Origin of the sequence: Pseudomonas sp. S09G 359 (assembly GCF_002843605.1) — a bacterium.
GTDB lineage: Bacteria > Pseudomonadota > Gammaproteobacteria > Pseudomonadales > Pseudomonadaceae > Aquipseudomonas.
Map to the genome: position 1 here is coordinate 4163299 of NZ_CP025263.1, position 16968 is coordinate 4180266.

General features: G+C 61.0%; 15 protein-coding genes and 3 pseudogenes. 8 read left to right on the forward strand and 10 right to left on the reverse strand.

From position 1 onward, the window contains the following. The first annotated feature begins 1 nt into the window (after position 1). The 5 genes from tusC (at position 2) to CXQ82_RS18885 (ending at position 3050) form a co-directional block, all read left to right on the forward strand. Positions 2-352: a sulfurtransferase complex subunit TusC gene (gene tusC, locus CXQ82_RS18865; RefSeq protein ID WP_101271675.1), complete on the forward strand. Its 351-nt coding sequence runs from the start codon at positions 2-4 to the stop codon at positions 350-352. Continuing rightward, on the forward strand, positions 352-630 hold the full coding sequence (tusB, locus tag CXQ82_RS18870) for a sulfurtransferase complex subunit TusB (RefSeq protein WP_101271677.1): 279 nt from the start codon (positions 352-354) through the stop codon (positions 628-630). The genes tusC and tusB overlap by 1 nt, the downstream gene beginning before the upstream one ends. Further along, positions 627-962, forward strand: coding sequence for a TusE/DsrC/DsvC family sulfur relay protein (locus tag CXQ82_RS18875; protein WP_101271680.1), 336 nt, complete (start codon positions 627-629; stop codon positions 960-962). Before tusB ends, CXQ82_RS18875 begins: the two co-directional genes overlap by 4 nt. Further along, positions 959-1960, forward strand: a complete 1002-nt coding sequence (locus CXQ82_RS18880; RefSeq protein ID WP_101271682.1) for a glycosyl transferase family protein — start codon at positions 959-961, stop codon at positions 1958-1960. The genes CXQ82_RS18875 and CXQ82_RS18880 overlap by 4 nt, the downstream gene beginning before the upstream one ends. Before the next feature lie 88 nt (positions 1961-2048). Then, positions 2049-3050: a glutathione S-transferase family protein gene (locus CXQ82_RS18885; protein WP_101271684.1), complete on the forward strand. Its 1002-nt coding sequence runs from the start codon at positions 2049-2051 to the stop codon at positions 3048-3050. Positions 3051-3196: 146 nt separating this feature from the next. On the opposite strand, the pseudogene CXQ82_RS32005 reads toward CXQ82_RS18885, so the two are convergent. From CXQ82_RS32005 to CXQ82_RS18930, 9 genes and pseudogenes are all read right to left on the reverse strand, one after another. Next, positions 3197-3286: pseudogene (locus CXQ82_RS32005) on the reverse strand (hypothetical protein); the annotation flags it as partial. Positions 3287-3570: 284 nt separating this feature from the next. Then, a pseudogene (locus tag CXQ82_RS32010) lies at positions 3571-3660 on the reverse strand (hypothetical protein); the annotation flags it as partial. Between the two features lie 284 nt (positions 3661-3944). Beyond that, positions 3945-4034 (reverse strand): annotated as a pseudogene (locus CXQ82_RS32015) (hypothetical protein); the annotation flags it as partial. A gap of 284 nt (positions 4035-4318) precedes the next feature. Further along, positions 4319-5713 (reverse strand): siroheme synthase CysG, encoded by a 1395-nt coding sequence (cysG, locus tag CXQ82_RS18905; protein ID WP_101271692.1) that lies wholly within the window; start codon positions 5711-5713, stop codon positions 4319-4321. Continuing rightward, positions 5714-6994 carry a serine--tRNA ligase gene (gene serS / locus CXQ82_RS18910; RefSeq protein WP_101271694.1) on the reverse strand — a complete coding sequence of 427 codons (1281 nt, stop codon included), beginning with the start codon at positions 6992-6994 and terminating at the stop codon, positions 5714-5716. A gap of 16 nt (positions 6995-7010) precedes the next feature. Continuing rightward, entirely contained in the window at positions 7011-7385 is a 375-nt protein-coding gene (gene crcB / locus CXQ82_RS18915) for a fluoride efflux transporter CrcB (RefSeq protein WP_101271696.1), read from the reverse strand. Next, positions 7385-8707, reverse strand: coding sequence for a replication-associated recombination protein A (locus tag CXQ82_RS18920; protein ID WP_101271698.1), 1323 nt, complete (start codon positions 8705-8707; stop codon positions 7385-7387). The genes crcB and CXQ82_RS18920 overlap by 1 nt, the downstream gene beginning before the upstream one ends. A 27-nt stretch (positions 8708-8734) precedes the next feature. Beyond that, entirely contained in the window at positions 8735-9358 is a 624-nt protein-coding gene (gene lolA / locus CXQ82_RS18925; protein ID WP_016975527.1) for an outer membrane lipoprotein chaperone LolA, read from the reverse strand. Between the two features lie 53 nt (positions 9359-9411). Next, positions 9412-11820 carry a DNA translocase FtsK gene (locus tag CXQ82_RS18930; RefSeq protein ID WP_101271700.1) on the reverse strand — a complete coding sequence of 803 codons (2409 nt, stop codon included), beginning with the start codon at positions 11818-11820 and terminating at the stop codon, positions 9412-9414. 496 nt (positions 11821-12316) lie between these two features. On the opposite strand from CXQ82_RS18930, the gene aat reads away from it, so the two are divergent. From aat to infA, 3 genes are all read left to right on the forward strand, one after another. Beyond that, positions 12317-12997, forward strand: coding sequence for a leucyl/phenylalanyl-tRNA--protein transferase (gene aat, locus CXQ82_RS18935; RefSeq protein WP_101271702.1), 681 nt, complete (start codon positions 12317-12319; stop codon positions 12995-12997). 55 nt (positions 12998-13052) lie between these two features. Beyond that, a complete protein-coding gene (locus CXQ82_RS18940; protein ID WP_101271704.1) occupies positions 13053-13760 on the forward strand; it encodes an arginyltransferase in 708 nt (235 codons plus the stop codon). A gap of 100 nt (positions 13761-13860) precedes the next feature. Then, complete coding sequence (infA, locus tag CXQ82_RS18945) at positions 13861-14079, forward strand: translation initiation factor IF-1 (protein ID WP_002553999.1); 219 nt, start codon at positions 13861-13863, stop codon at positions 14077-14079. 599 nt (positions 14080-14678) lie between these two features. On the opposite strand, the gene clpA is transcribed toward infA, so the two are convergent. Then, positions 14679-16949: an ATP-dependent Clp protease ATP-binding subunit ClpA gene (gene clpA / locus CXQ82_RS18950; protein ID WP_101271706.1), complete on the reverse strand. Its 2271-nt coding sequence runs from the start codon at positions 16947-16949 to the stop codon at positions 14679-14681. Positions 16950-16968 lie beyond the last annotated feature (19 nt).

Below are 16968 nucleotides of genomic sequence, written 5' to 3' on the forward strand. Positions count from 1 at the left end.
CATGTCCAAATCCTTATTGGTGATCAGCCGCCAGGCACCGTGGTCCGGGCCGAGCGCGCGCGAAGCGCTGGATATCGTGCTGGCCGGCGGCGCGTTTGATCTGCCGATTGGCTTGTTGTTCATGGACGACGGCGTGTTCCAACTGGCGCCGCACCAAAACGCCAAGGCCGTGCAGCAAAAAGACCTCAGCGCCAACCTGCAGGCGTTGGGCCTGTTCGGCGTCGACGACGTGTTCGCCTGCCGCCACAGCCTGGCCGCCCGAGGCATGACGCCTCCCAGCGATGCGCAACCGTTGAGCAACGACGAAATCTCCCAACTGATTGACCGTTACGACCAGGTGATGACCCTCTGATGTCGACTTTACATGTGGTATCTCACTCGCCCTTTGCCGATAGCCGACTCGACAGCTGCCTGCGGGTATGCGCCAGCAAAGACGCGATTCTGCTCTGCGGCGACGGCGCCTACGGGCTGCACAGCCCGGCCCTGCACACCAAGGGCGTGAGGGTGCTTGTGCTGGCCGAAGACATGCAGGCGCGCAACCTGCCGCTGCCCGACTGGGCCGACAGCGTGGATTACCCAGGTTTTGTGCAATTGTCGATCGACTACGACAAGGTCAACACCTGGCTATGAACACCCTGACCGTAGGCGAACGCACCCTCGAACTGGACAAGGACGGCTACCTGGCCGACTTGAATGACTGGTCCGTCGACGTGGCCAACGCCCTGGCCGCAGCCGAATCCGTGGAACTGACCCCGGCCCACTGGGAAATCCTCGAATTGCTGCGCGCTTTTTATGCCGAGTACCAGCTGTCCCCCGCCACGCGCCCGCTGATCAAGTACACCGCCTTGAAGCTGGGCGCGGAAAAGGGCAACAGCCTGCACCTCAACCACCTGTTCAATGGCACTCCCGCCAAACTCGCCGCCAAGCTGGCGGGCCTGCCCAGGCCGACGAATTGCTTATGACCGACTTTGCCCCGCTGACCCTTGAAACCCCTGCCGAGCACCCGTTTGCGCAGTTCGTGCGCATCCTGGGCAAAGGCAAGCGCGGCGCGCGCAACCTCACCCGCGAGGAAGCCCGCGAAGCCATGGGCATGTTGCTCGACGAAAAAGTCGAAGACACCCAGCTCGGTGCGTTCTTGATGCTGCTGCGCCACAAGGAAGAAAGCCCGGAAGAACTCGCCGGCTTCACCGAAGCCGTGCGCGAGCGCCTCGACGCCCCGGCACTCAACGTGGACATCGACTGGCCGACCTACGCCGGCAAGAAACGCCACCTGCCGTGGTACCTGCTGGCGGTCAAATGCCTGGCGCAGAACGGCGTGCGCATCCTTATGCATGGCGGCGGCGCACACACGGCCGGGCGCTTGTACACCGAGCAGTTGCTCGCGGGCCTGCAGATTCCGTTGTGCCGTAACTGGCAGCAGGTCGAGGCCGCCTTCGAGCAAGGCAACCTGGCGTTTATCCCGCTGGGCGACTGGGCGCCGCAACTGCAACGCATGATCGACCTGCGCAACACCCTCGGCCTGCGCTCGCCGATCCATTCCCTGGCGCGCCTGCTCAACCCGCTGAGTGCACGTTGTGGCCTGCAGAGCATTTTCCATCCCGGTTACCAGGGCGTGCACCGCGACGCCAGCGGCTTGCTCGGCGATAACGTGATTGTGGTCAAGGGCGACGGCGGCGAAGTCGAAATCAACCCCGATACGCTCAGCCACTTGTATGGCACCACCGGCGGCGAGAGCTGGGACGAAGAGTGGCCTGCCCTCTCCGCCCAGCGCCACGTCAAGCCGGCAGCCCTGGAGCCCGAGCATTTGAAGGCACTGTGGCGTGGCGAGGTCGAAGACAGCTACCCGCAACTGGCCCTGATCGCCACCATGGCCCTGGCCTTGCGCGGCCTCGGCCACCCACGTGAACAGGCCTTCGAATTGGCCCAACAATACTGGGACGCACGGGACAAATCGATTTAATCGATCATTTACGCCCGGACTTTGCGCTTTTAGTTCGAACTCATCCCTTTAGACTGGACTCCAACGCTTATTAGCCAAGGAGCCAGTCATGGGTTTGCTGATCGAAGGACACTGGAAAGACCAGTGGTACGAAAGTAGCGCAGATGGCGCTTTCCAGCGCGAACAGGCGCAACGCCGTCACTGGGTGACCGCCGATGGCCAACCTGGCCCCAGTGGCGAAGGCGGCTTCAAGGCCGAGGCCGGTCGCTATCACCTCTACGTCTCCCTCGCCTGCCCCTGGGCCCACCGCACCTTGATCCTGCGCAAGCTCAAAGGCCTGGAAAGCCTGATCGACGTGTCCGTGGTCAGTTGGCTGATGCTCGAAAACGGCTGGACCTTCGACAAAGCCCACGGCTCTACCGGCGACAAACTCGACGACTTCGCCTTCATGCACCAGCGCTACACCGCCGATACCGCCGACTACACCGGGCGCGTCACCGTGCCGGTGCTGTGGGACAAAAAGCTGAAGCGCATCGTCAGCAATGAATCGGCGGAGATCATCCGTATGTTCAACAGCGCGTTCAACGAACTGACCGGCAATACGCTGGATTTCTACCCCGAAGCGCTGCGCCCGACTATCGACGCGCTGAACGAACGCATTTACCCCGCCGTGAACAACGGCGTCTACCGCGCAGGCTTTGCCACTTCGCAGGGTGCCTACGAAAGCGCATTTGATGATGTGTTTGCCGAACTGGACCACCTGGAACAACACCTGAGCGACCATCGCTACCTGGCGGGCGAATACCTGACTGAAGCCGACGTGCGCCTGTTCACCACGTTGATTCGATTTGATGCGGTGTATTACAGCCACTTCAAATGCAACCTGCGCAGGATTGCGGATTATCCGAACCTGTCGAACTGGCTAAAGGAGATGTATCAGTGGCCGGGCGTGGCCGAGACGGTGGATTTTGAGCATATCAAGGGGCATTACTATGCCAGCCATCGGACGATCAATCCGACGGGGATTGTGCCGAAGGGGCCGTTGCTGGGGTTTGATGGTGAGCATGATCGCGACAAACTGAGCGGAAAATCGGTACTCGTTACCCAATGAGCTCTGTGGCGAGCGGGCTTGCCCGCGTTGGGCCGCGCAGCGGCCCCAGCCAAAACACCGCGCTGTACCTGAGTAAACAGGGTGTCAGTTTTTAGGGCTGCTTCGCAGTCCAACGCGGGCAAGCCCGCTCGCCACAGGAGTACTGGTCAGACTTGGGACTGAGCGCCCTCACCCACAATCACCAGCGTCGGCGCGTGCACTTCATGCTCCGCCACCATGCGTGGCAAGTCCGCCAAACCTGCGCAGGATTGCGGATTATCCGAACCTGTCGAACTGGCTAAAGGAGATGTATCAGTGGCCGGGCGCGGCCGGGGTTTGATGGTGAGCATGATCGCGACAAACTGAGCGAAAAATCGGTACTCGTTACCCAATAAGCTCTGTGGCGAGCGGGCTTGCCCGCGTTGGGCCGCGCAGCGGCCCCAGCCAAAACACCGCGCTGTACCTGAGTAAACAGGGTGTCAGTTTTTAGGGCTGCTTCGCAGCCCAACGCGGGCAAGCCCGCTCGCCACAGGAATACTGGTCAGACTTGGGACTGAGCACCCTCACCCACAATCACCAGCGTCGGCGCGTGCACTTCATGCTCCGCCACCATGCGTGGCAAGTCCGCCAAACCTGCGCAGGATTGCGAATTATCCGAACCTGTCGAACTGGCTAAAGGAGATGTATCAGTGGCCGGGCGTGGCCGGGGTTTGATGGTGAGCATGATCGCAACAAACTGAGCGGAAAATCGGTACTCGTTACCCAATAAGCTCTGTGGCGAGCGGGCTTGCCCGCGTTGGGCCGCGCAGCGGCCCCAGCCAAAACACCGCGCTGTACCTGAGTAAACAGGGTGTCAGTTTTCAGGGCTGCTTCGCAGCCCAACGCGGGCAAGCCCGCTCGCCACAGGAATACTGGTCAGACTTGGGACTGAGCACCCTCACCCACAATCACCAGCGTCGGCGCGTGCACTTCATGCTCCGCCACCATGCGTGGCAAGTCCGCCAAACCTGCGCAGGATTGCGGATTATCCGAACCTGTCGAACTGGCTAAAGGAGATGTATCAGTGGCCGGGCGCGGCCGGGGTTTGATGGTGAGCATGATCGCGACAAACTGAGCGAAAAATCGGTACTCGTTACCCAATAAGCTCTGTGGCGAGCGGGCTTGCCCGCGTTGGGCCGCGCAGCGGCCCCAGCCAAAACACCGCGCTGTACCTGAGTAAACAGGGTGTCAGTTTTTAGGGCTGCTTCGCAGCCCAACGCGGGCAAGCCCGCTCGCCACAGGAATACTGGTCAGACTTGGGACTGAGCGCCTTCAAACCACTTCAGCTTCTCGCGCAGCACCACCACCTCACCGACAATCACCAGCGTCGGCGCATGCACTTCATGCTCCGCCACCATGCGTGGCAAGTCCGCCAGGGTGCCGGTGAATACACGCTGATTGGCCGTGGTGCCCTGCTGGATCAACGCCGCCGGGGTATCCGCCGCGCGTCCGTGCTTGATCAGTTGCTCACAGATGATCGGCAAGCCAATCAAGCCCATGTAGAACACCAGCGTCTGCGAGGGCCCCACCAGGTCATGCCAGGGCAGGTCCGAAGTCCCGTCCTTCAAATGCCCGGTGATAAAGCGTACCGACTGCGCGTAGTCACGATGGGTCAGTGGAATGCCGGCATACGCCGCGCAACCGCTGGCCGCCGTGATCCCCGGCACCACCTGGAACGGGATGCCATGGGCCGCCAGCTCCTCGATCTCTTCGCCACCGCGGCCAAAGATGAACGGATCGCCGCCCTTAAGGCGCAGCACGCGCTTGCCCTGCTTGGCCAGATCAACCAATTGCTGGTTGATCTGGTCCTGCGGCACGGCATGCTCGGCGCGACGCTTGCCGACATACACGCGCTCGGCATCGCGACGGCACAATTCCAGGATCGCCGGCGCCACCAGGCGGTCGTACAGCACCACGTCGGCTTGCTGCATCAGGCGCAAGGCGCGGAAGGTCAGCAGGTCCGGATCACCGGGGCCCGCGCCCACCAGGTAAACCTCGCCCGGCGCATACGGCGGCGCGCCGTTGACCTTTTCGATCAGCAGGCGCTCGGCTTCATCGCCCTGCCCGGCCAACTGGCGGTCAGCAATCGGCCCCTGGAAAACCTCTTCCCAAAACGCACGACGTTGCTGCACATCCGGGTACAGGCCTTTGACCTGGGCACGAAAACGCGCCGCCAACCCAGCCAATTGGCCATAGGTGGACGGAATCCAGGTTTCCAGCTTGGCGCGGATCAAGCGCGCCAGCACCGGCGCATCGCCGCCACTGGACACCGCAATCACCAACGGTGAGCGGTCGACAATGGCCGGGAAGATCACGCTGCACAAGGCCGGCGCATCCACCACATTGACCGGTACGCAACGACGCTTGGCATCACTGGACACTTGCGCGTTCAGTGGCTCGTCATCCGTTGCGGCGATGATCAGGACGCAACCGTCGAGGTCAGCCTCCTGATAACCGCGCAAAATCAATTCCCCGCCACTGCCCAGCACCAGCTCACGCAGCTGGTCTTCGATCTGGGGAGCAACCACCCGCAGCAACGCACCGGCGTCGGCCAGCAGCCGGGACTTGCGCAAGGCAATCTCCCCACCACCGACGACCAACACACGACTGCCGCGCAGGTTATGAAACAGCGGCAGAAATTCCATTTAGCCGATGACCTCAACGCCGCCCATGTACGGCTTGAGCACCTCAGGCACACGGATAGAACCGTCAGCCTGCTGGTAGTTTTCCAGCACCGCCACCAGGGTCCGGCCTACAGCCAGACCGGAGCCGTTGAGGGTGTGCACCAGCTCCGGCTTGCCGGTTTCCGGGTTGCGGAAACGCGCCTGCATGCGACGGGCCTGGAAATCACCGCAGTTGGAGCACGACGAAATTTCGCGGTATTTGTCCTGGCTCGGCACCCACACTTCAAGGTCGTAGGTTTTCACGGCGCTGAAACCCATGTCGCCGGTGCACAGCGCCAGTACGCGGTACGGCAGCTCCAGCAGTTGCAGGACGCGCTCAGCGTTGGCAGTCAGGCCTTCCAGGGCTTCCATGGAGGTCGACGGCTCGACCACCTGGACCATCTCGACTTTGTCGAACTGGTGCTGGCGGATCATACCGCGAGTGTCACGGCCCGACGCACCGGCTTCGCTACGGAAGCACGGGCTGTGGGCGACGAACTTCAGTGGCAACTGCTTGGCGTCGAAAATCTCGCCGGAGACGATGTTGGTCAGCGACACTTCGGCAGTCGGGATCAGGTACAGATCGGCTTCGCCGTCGCGGCTGATCTTGAACAGGTCTTCTTCGAACTTCGGCAGTTGGCTGGTGCCCATCAGCGCCGGGGCTTGAACCAGGTACGGGGTGTAAGCCTCCTCGTAGCCGTGCTCGGCGGTGTGCAGGTTGATCATGAACTGCGCCAGGGCGCGGTGCATGCGTGCAATCGGGCCACGCAGCAAGGCGAAACGCGCGCCGGACATTTTCGCCGCGGTTTCAAAATCCAGGCCGCCGGTCAATTCGCCCAGGGCAACGTGGTCCTTGATCTCGAAATCAAAGGCTTTCGGCGTGCCCCAGCGGCGCACTTCAACGTTGCCGTCTTCGTCAGCGCCAATCGGCACCGATTCGTGCGGCACGTTAGGGATGCCCAGCAGGATCGAATCCAGTTCAGTCTGGATCTTGTCCAGCTCGACTTTACCCTCGGACAGCTCGGTGCCCATGCGCTCGACATCCGCCATCAGCGGCGCGATGTCTTCGCCGCGCTGCTTGGCCTGACCGATGGATTTGGAACGCGCATTACGCTCAGCCTGCAGTGCTTCGGTGCGGGTCTGGACGGTCTTGCGCTGTTCTTCCAGCGCTTCGATGCGCGCAACATCCAAGGCAAAGCCACGGGATGCCAGGCGGTCCGCTACGTCCTGAAGGTTGCTACGTAACAGTTTGGAATCGAGCATGTCGGTCTCTCGTTTATCAAAGTTTGGTCAAGGACAGGCCAGCCCAGGTGGCGAGCAGCCCGCCGAACACGCTGATGCCCAGGTACCCGAAGGCGACGAGGGCTTGCCCGCTTTCCAGCAGGCGCAGCGTATCCAGTGAAAAGGATGAAAAGGTCGTCAGACCGCCTACAAAGCCGACAATCAAGCCGGCGCGAATTTCAATCGGCACTTCCGGGCGCAGCAGGAACCAGCCGTACAGCAGCCCGATAATCAAACAGCCCACCAGGTTGACCGCCAGGGTCGCCGCATAAAAATGCTTCGGCCAATTGGCGCCGACCCACGTACCGGTGGCGAAACGCAATAATGTACCAGCGATGCCGGCTGCGGACACGGCAAGAATTGTCTTGAGCACTACTTTCTCCGCTGTTTCGGGCTGAGGCGGTCAAGCTGGGCGAGGTGATTGAGCTTTTCACCGATCTTCAGCTCCAGGCCACGCGGCACCGGCTGATAGAGCGGCAAGGGCTCAAGCTCATCGGGGAAGTAATCTTCGCCGGCGGCATAGGCGTCCGGCTCATCGTGGGCGTAGCGGTATTCGTCGCCGTAGCCCAACTGTTTCATCAACTTGGTTGGCGCATTGCGCAGGTGCAGCGGCACTTCGAGGGAGCCGTATTCGGCCGCCGCACGCAGGGCCGACTTGAAACCCATGTACACCGCATTGCTTTTCGGCGCGCAGGCCAGGTAGGTGATTGCCTGGGCAACCGCCAACTCGCCTTCCGGGCTGCCAAGGCGCTCTTGCACGTCCCAGGCGGCGAGGCACAGGCTCAGGGCGCGCGGGTCGGCGTTGCCGATGTCTTCGCTGGCCATGCGCACCACGCGGCGCGCCAGGTACAGCGGGTCGCAGCCGCCGTCGATCATCCGCGCAAACCAGTACAGCGCGCCGTCCGGGTTGGAGCCGCGTACCGATTTGTGCAGTGCGGAAATCTGGTCGTAGAAGGCTTCGCCGCCCTTGTCGAAACGCCGGCGCGTATCGCCAAGCAGGCTTTGCAGCAGGTCGACGCCAATCTCGCTGCCGTCTTCGGCGAGGTCCGAAGCGTTTTCCAGCAGGTTGAGGAAGCGCCGGCCATCGCCGTCGGCAGCCGTCAGCAAAATTTTGAAACCTTCGTCGCTGACGCTCAGTTGGCGCTTGCCGAGGCCCTTGTCTTCGCTCAACGCGCGGTGCAGCAACTTTTGCATCGCGGCCTCGTCGAGGCTCTTGAGCACATACACCCGCGCCCGCGAGAGCAAGGCGTTGTTGAGTTCAAACGACGGGTTTTCGGTGGTGGCACCAATAAAAATCAGCGTGCCGTCTTCGACATACGGCAGGAACGCATCTTGCTGCGACTTGTTGAAGCGATGCACTTCGTCAACAAACAGGATGGTGCGCTTGCCGTATTGCCCGGCCTGCTGCTTGGCGACCTCCACCGCCTGGCGGATCTCCTTGACCCCCGCCAGCACCGCCGACACCGTTTCGAAATGCGCGTCCGAGACTTTCGCCAGCAACCGCGCAAGGGTGGTTTTACCCACCCCCGGCGGCCCCCAGAAAATCATCGAGTGCAGCGCGCCCTGCTCCAGGGCTTCGCGCAAAGGCTTGCCGCGAGCGAGCAGGTGTTCCTGACCGACGTATTCATCCAGGTTGGTCGAGCGCAAGCGCGCGGCCAGGGGCTGGGCAATCGGGTCACTTCGAAACAGATCCATGGGCAGCGTTTGAAACCTCTGGGCAGTTTATTCCTGGATCACGTCGGCACCCTTGGGGATGTCGAACTTGAACTTGGACGCGGGTACCGGCTGGTTGGCCTTGACCCCGGAGAACAGGATATCGGTGCGTTGGCCAACGCTGTCGACCAGGCGCATGTTATTGATCACGCCGTTGCCGAAGGACAGGGACAAGGTGTCAAACAGCGTGTCCTTGGATTTGGGCTTGAGGGTGAACTCGATCACGTTGCTGGTTTGCTTGGAGGTGATGTCGAAGCTGTCGTTGATTTTCGACACATCGCCCGACAGCAACAGCGCCGGAGTCTGGTTCAGGCGCGGGTCGAGCTTCTTGATGGTCGCCTGCTCCAGGTCCGGGTCCCACAGGGTGACCTTCTGCCCATCGGAAACGATGGTCTGCTCGGCCTTGCCTTCGGTGTGCCAGTAGAACAACCCCGGGCGCTGCACCGCCATTTCACCGGCGGTTTCCTGCAACTGGGTGCCGCCGGCGTCCAGGGTCAGCTGGGAGAAGCGCGCCGTCAGGGTCTGGGATTTGTCCAACAGGTTTTTCAGGCTGGCAACGGAGGCCGGGTCAGCGTGAGCCGAAACAGCGGTCAGGGCCAGTGCCGGCAACAACAGCATGCGGATAAGGCGCATGGGAGTCCTCATTGAGTGTTAGGGCGCGCCACGTGTTGCCACGCGGCGCGTGATCAGTCGCGCATCTGCCCGGGGGCGATGACTTCGCGCGAGCCGTTGGTGTTCATTGCGGTCACGACGCCAGCATTTTCCATGGCTTCGATCATGCGGGCGGCGCGGTTGTAGCCAATTTTCAGCTTGCGCTGTACGGCAGAGATCGAGGCGCGGCGGCTTTCGAGTACGAAGGCGACGGCTTCGTCGTACAGCGCGTCGGTCTCGGCGTCGTCGTCGCCACCGCTGCTGCCACCGTCGAAACCACTGCCCGCTTCCTCGACGCCGGCGAGAATGTCGTCGTTGTATTCCGGCGCGCCGCGCAGTTTCCAGGCTTCCACCACACGGTGCACTTCATCATCGGAAACAAACGCGCCATGCACCCGGATCGGCAGGCTGGTGCCCGGCGGCATGTAGAGCATGTCGCCGTGGCCCAGCAGTTGCTCGGCGCCGCCCTGGTCGATGATGGTCCGCGAGTCGATCTTGCTCGACACCTGGAACGCCATCCGCGTCGGAATGTTGGCCTTGATCAGGCCGGTAATCACGTCCACCGACGGACGCTGGGTAGCGAGAATCAAGTGGATGCCGGCAGCACGCGCTTTCTGCGCGATACGTGCGATCAGCTCTTCAACCTTCTTGCCGACGATCATCATCATGTCGGCGAATTCGTCGACCACCACTACGATGGTCGGCAGTTTGGTCAGCAACGGCGCTTCGTCGTGAATGCTTTCGCGCTTGTACAGCGGGTCGGTCAGCGGCGTGCCGGCGTCCTGGGCTTCCTTGACCTTGGCGTTGAAGCCCGACAGGTTACGCACGCCCATTTTCGCCATCAGCTTGTAGCGGCGCTCCATCTCGGCGACGCTCCAGCGCAAGGCGTTGGCGGCGTCCTTCATGTCGGTGACCACCGGGCACAGCAAGTGCGGAATGCCTTCGTAGATCGACAATTCCAACATCTTCGGGTCGATCATGATCAGCTTGGCGTCATCCGGGCCGGACTTGAACAGGATCGACAGGATCATCGCGTTCACACCCACCGACTTACCGGAACCGGTGGTACCGGCCACCAGCAGGTGCGGCATTTTTGCCAGGTCGGTGATCACCGGCTTGCCGCCGATGTCATGGCCCAGGGCGAGGGTGACCGGGGATTTGAAGTTGTCGTATTCCGGCGTCGACAATACCTCGGAGAAGCGCACGATCTGGCGGTCTTCGTTGGGAATCTCGATACCTACGGTGGTCTTGCCCGGAATCACTTCCACCACACGCACGCTGGTCACGGCCAGGGAGCGCGCCAGGTCTTTGGCCAGGTTGGAAATGCGGCTGACCTTGACGCCGGCGGCCGGCTGGATTTCGTAACGGGTAATTACCGGGCCGGGGTGGATCGAGTCCACCGACACTTCGACGCCGAATTCCTTGAGCTTGATTTCGAGCAGGTGCCCGACGGCCGCCAGGGATTCCGGCGAATAGTTGAGTTGTTTCTTTTCCGCCGGGTCGAGGATCGAGATCGGCGGCAAGGTGCCTTCGACGGCGCTGTCGACAAACAGCGGCGCCTGCTTCTCTTTCTGCACGCGATGGCTCGGCTCGGCTGGCTTCGGCGGCGCCGGGGCAATCACCGGCGGCACCTGCTTCTCGCGGTCCGACATGTGCTTGCTCAGCGCCTGCTCGCGTTCGATCAGGCGCTCCTTGACCTTGGCCTGCTCGCGTCGATCCGGCGTGCTCGGCGCGACCACTTCGTTGACGCGGGTATCGACCTCGCGCAACTGGGCGACCATGCGCTTGCGATCGACCCGCGCCGCCCACCAGCGGTTGGCGGCGCCCTGGAACAGTTCGAGCAGGTCGAGGGTGATCTTGCCGGTCACGTCCATCACCTTGAACCACGACAGGTCGGTGAATACCGTGAGGCCGAACAGGAACAATGCGATAAACATCAGCGTGCTGCCCTGGATATTCAGGGTCTTGCGCGCCAGGTCGCCCAGGCTTTCACCCAGCGCCCCGCCAGCGCCCGCCGGCAGGCCGGTGGGTGCATGAAAATGGATATGCGCCAGCGCCGCGCCGGACAATACCAGGAACACCAGGCCGATCAGCCGCCACGAAAACAGCCAGCCGCTCCACTGCCACGGCTCATGGCGCTGACGGAAGATCTGCCAGGTCTTGATTGCCAACAGCAACGGGAAAATATAGGCGAAGTAACCCAGCACCATAAACAGGATGTCGGCGCTGTAGGAACCGGCAGGCCCGCCGAAGTTCTGCACGTCGTCGATCTTGCTGTTATGGCTCCAGCCCGGATCGTCCTTGCCATAGGTGAGCAAGGCCATCATCAGGAACAGGCACAGCGCGCCGATCGCGATCAGCGCACCTTCCTTGAGTCGGTAGTGCAGGTGCTGGCGCCAGGCCGGCACGACTGCTGCTTTAGGTGTTGCGGCGGATTTCTTCAAAACGGGTCTTTTCCTGCGCCTTTAGCGCGTCCATCTGTTGAATAACTGTAAATACTGCCCAATCCGAGCAGCTGAAAAATGAACGAGCGTCGTTGGATCTACTTTTAACACCGGGCGATTGCTGGGTGAAATGGCGATAACGCCACAATGGCCGCATTGTACGGGTTTGTGTGCCCGGCGCCACACCACTCGGCGCTCATCCAGCAGCATAGCCAATTGTGTGTCACAAGATGTTCAATTTGAGCATGCATTGTCTTTGCTGACAAAGGCTTATGAGCTGTTTTTACCAATCCAGGCAAGCTTGGCAAATGGCCTGCATCGGCTGGACCCGATTACGACCACGCCTCAGGCGTAGAGTTGCAGAAACACCCACTCACGCTAATAGCCGCCAATAGCCGATTCGGGCTGGCCCCAGAGCGCTGCGTCGACAATAATCAACCCCTTGGGGCAGGCGACATTCCTGCCACTCCCCTCCCCTTCTGTAAGCCTGGATGCCATGCTGACCTGGTTACAACGCGACACCCTGAACTTTCCGCCGCTGGCCAAGGCCATGCGCGAGCCCAATGGCCTGCTCGCCGCCGGCGGCGATTTGTCTGCCGAACGTCTGATCCGCGCCTACCGGCATGGCTGCTTCCCCTGGTTCTCGGAAGGCCAGCCGATCCTCTGGTGGTCACCCGACCCGCGCACAGTGATCTTCCCGGACGAACTGCATGTATCCCGCAGCCTGGGCAAGCTGTTGCGCCAGCAGCGCTACACGGTGACCTTCGACCAGGACTTTGCTGCGGTCATCCAGGCCTGCGCCGCGCCCCGCGCCTATGCCGATGGCACCTGGATCACCGAAGGCATACAAAGCGCTTACCTGGAGCTGCACAAGCGCGGCTATGCCCACTCGGTAGAGGTGTGGGACAGCGGCGAGCTGGTGGGCGGCCTGTACGGCCTGGCGATGGGCCAACTGTTTTTTGGCGAATCCATGTTCAGTCGCGCCGACAACGCCTCCAAATTCGGCTTCGCCACGCTGACCCGACAATTGCAGGCCTGGGGCTTCGTACTGATCGACTGCCAGATGCCCAACGATCACCTGCACAGCCTGGGCGCCCGCGCCATCCCGCGCAGCGAATTCGCGGGTTTCCTGCACGAGCATCTGGACCAACCCAACGCTGGACCGTGGGTTTCCTAGGCGACTTTCGCGCACCTGGCTTACACTTATTTCAAAGCTTATCCGAGGGTTGATCATGACCGAGTTGGCGCGCTTGAAGTTTTATGCCACTCAACCCCACTCTTGCAGCTATCTGCCCGACGAGCAGGCCACCACGCTGTTCCTCGACCCCAGCCAGCCAATGGACGTGCATGTGTATGCCGATCTCTCGGAAATGGGTTTTCGGCGCAGCGGCGATCATCTGTACCGGCCACACTGCCAAAACTGCAATGCTTGCGTCCCGGCACGCATCCCCGTGGCGCAGTTCCTACCGGACCGCAACCAGAAGCGCATTCTCAAGCGCAACGCCGACCTCACGGTAACGCCGGCCAAACCCAAGTTCAGCGAAGAATACTTCGACCTTTACCAACGCTATATCGAACAACGCCATGCCGACGGCGATATGTTCCCGCCCAGTCGCGACCAGTTTTCCACCTTTCTGGTGCGTGACCTGCCGTTCTCACGCTTTTACGAGTTTCGCCTCGACGGCCGCCTGGTGGCCGTTGCCGTGACCGATCTGCTGCCTAATGGCCTATCCGCGGTGTATACCTTCTACGAACCGGCCGAAGAGCGCCGCAGCCTGGGGCGCTTCGCCATCCTCTGGCAAATTGGCGAAGCCATGCGCCAGGAACTCGAGGCGGTGTACCTCGGGTACTGGATCAAAAACTGCAAAAAGATGAGCTACAAGACCCAATATCGGCCCATTGAACTGCTGATTAATCAAAGATGGGTCACGCTTAACTAGAACCCCTTGGCTTAAACACCCTTTTTCGGGCACAATGCACGCCGCTTTTGCCTGGCGCAGTTGCACCGGGCCATTCACTGGATACCGAGGGCTTTACTGCATGTCGAAAGAAGACAGCTTCGAAATGGAAGGCACTGTCGTCGACACCCTGCCCAACACCATGTTTCGTGTGGAGTTGGAAAATGGGCACGTCGTAACCGCGCATATCTCCGGCAAGATGCGCAAGAACTACATTCGTATTCTTACCGGTGACAAAGTGCGCGTCGAGCTGACGCCCTATGACTTGAGCAAAGGGCGCATCACTTACCGCGCTCGTTAAGCAAGTCAATACAAAACGCCCGGTTATGCCGGGCGTTTTTGTGTGCGCTATTTATCCAGCAGCGCAAAACAATGTGGGAGGGGGCTTGCCCCCGATGGCGGCATAGGTATCTACACAATTTCCGCTGAACGCAAAATCTGTAACCAAGCCGCCGTTGTGGCGAGCGGGCTTGCCCGCGCTGGGCAGCGCAGCGGCCCCCAGTAAAGGCACTGAGTTTTTTCATGAAAGAACTCAGCGCTTGGGTTTGGGGCTGCTGCGCAGCCCAACGCGGGCAAGCCCGCTCGCCACAGGGGGCGGGGAAGTGTTTGCTTTTAAATTTGTGTATACACAATTTCCGCCGAACACAAAATCTGTGACCAAGCCGCTGTTGTGGCGAGCGGGCTTGCCCGCGTTGGGTTGCGCAGCGACCCCCTAGTAAGACACTGAGTTTTTTCATGAAAGAACTCAGCGCTTGGGTTTGGGGCTGCTGCGCAGCCCAACGCGGGCAAGCCCGCTCGCCACAAGGGGCAAAGTGTCTACTTTTACATTTGATTTGGGGCGCTTCGGCGAGCCAGCAAAAAGGCGCCTTTCGGCGCCTTTTGCTTTGTTGCAGTAAACGATCAAGCCATTTCGGCGGTGGTTTCGAAATCGAAGGTCAGCTCGCCATCCTTCAGGTCGATGTGCACCACGCCACCATGGTCGGACAGTTCGCCAAACAGGATCTCTTCGGCCAGTGGCCGCTTGATCTTGTCCTGGATCAGACGCGCCATCGGGCGTGCGCCCATTGCCGCATCGTAGCCACCTTCGGCCAGCCAGCTGCGTGCCGCATCGGTTACTTCCAGCTGTACGCGCTTGTCTTCCAACTGCGCCTGAAGCTCGGTAAGGAACTTGTCCACCACACTTTTGATGACCTCATGGCTGAGGCGACCAAACTGGATAATGGTGTCCAGGCGGTTGCGGAACTCCGGCGTAAAGCTCTTCTTGATCACTTCCATTGCATCGGAAGAGTGATCCTGATGGCTGAAGCCGATCGAGGCCCGCGCAGCCGTTTCGGCGCCTGCGTTGGTAGTCATGATCACGATTACATTGCGGAAATCCGCCTTGCGCCCGTTGTTGTCGGTCAGGGTCCCGTGGTCCATCACCTGCAGCAGCAGGTTGAAGACTTCCGGGTGGGCCTTCTCGATTTCATCGAGCAGCAACACGCAATGCGGCTGCTTGGTGATCGCCTCGGTCAACAGACCGCCCTGGTCGAAACCAACATAACCCGGCGGCGCACCGATCAGGCGCGACACGGTGTGACGCTCCATGTACTCGGACATGTCGAAACGCACCAGCTCAATGCCCATCGCCTTGGCCAACTGCCGCGCCGCTTCGGTCTTGCCGACGCCGGTAGGCCCTGCGAACAGGAACGAACCGACGGGTTTATCCGGCGATTTGAGGCCTGCACGGGACAGCTTGATTGCGGTGGACAGCGCGTCGATGGCCGCATCCTGGCCGAACACGGTCAGCTTGAGGTCACGTTCAAGGTTACGCAGCAGCTCCTTGTCGGAGCTGTTGACGTGCTTAGGCGGAATCCGCGCGATCTTCGCCACGATATCTTCGACTTGTGGCACGTCGATGCGCTTCACACGCTTCTCGACGGGCTGCAGGCGCTGATAGGCACCCGCCTCGTCGATTACGTCGATGGCCTTGTCCGGCATGTGCCGATCATTGATGTAGCGCGACGCCAGCTCAGCAGCGGAACGCAGGGCCTCATCGGTGTACTCGATGCCGTGGTGCGCCTCGAAGCGCCCCTTGAGCCCGCGCAGGATGCCGATGGTGTCTTCAACCGAAGGCTCCGACACGTCGACTTTCTGGAAACGGCGCGCCAGGGCACGGTCTTTTTCAAAGATGCCGCGAAATTCCTGGAACGTGGTCGAGCCGATGCAGCGGATATCACCCGACGACAGCAACGGCTTGAGCAGGTTGGAGGCATCCATCACCCCACCGGATGCCGCACCGGCACCAATGATGGTGTGGATTTCATCGATAAACAGAATGGCTTGCGGGCGTTTTTTCAGCTCGCCGAGCAACGCCTTGAAGCGCTTCTCGAAATCGCCACGGTACTTGGTCCCGGCGAGCAAGGCGCCCAGGTCAAGGGAATAGACGACGCTGCTGGCCAGCAGGTCAGGCACCTGGTTGTCGACGATGCGCTTGGCCAGGCCTTCGGCAATCGCGGTTTTACCCACGCCTGCCTCACCCACCAGCAACGGGTTGTTCTTGCGACGACGCGCGAGGATCTGCGCTACGCGCTCAACCTCAAGCTCACGCCCCACCAGCGGATCGATCCGCCCCTGGCGCGCCAGTTCATTGAGGTTGCTGGCGTAGGCATCCAGTGGATTGCCCGAGGAAGAAGACTCACCGCCCTCTTCATCCTGCATATCCTGCTCCCCCTCGGAATGATCGCCGTGCCCCGGCACTTTGGAGATACCGTGGGCGATGTAATTGACCACATCGATACGGGCAACGCTCTGCTGCTTAAGCAGAAACACTGCCTGGCTTTCCTGTTCGCTGAAGATCGCCACAAGCACGTTGGCACCTGTGACTTCACGCTTGCCGGAGCTCTGTACGTGGAAAACAGCACGCTGCAACACCCGCTGGAAGCCCAGGGTTGGCTGGGTTTCGCGGTCCTCGTCATGCACGGGGATCAGTGGCGTGGTGGAGTCGATAAACTCCTGCAGGTCATGCTTGAGTTTGTCGAGGTTGGCGCCGCACGCACGTAGAACGGTGGCGGCAGCTTCGTTATCCAAAAGTGCCAGCAGCAGGTGTTCGACGGTCATGAATTCATGACGCTTCGAACGGGCCTCCTTGAAGGCAAGATTGAGGGTGACTTCGAGCTCGCGGTTTAACATAGCTTCACCTCATACCCAA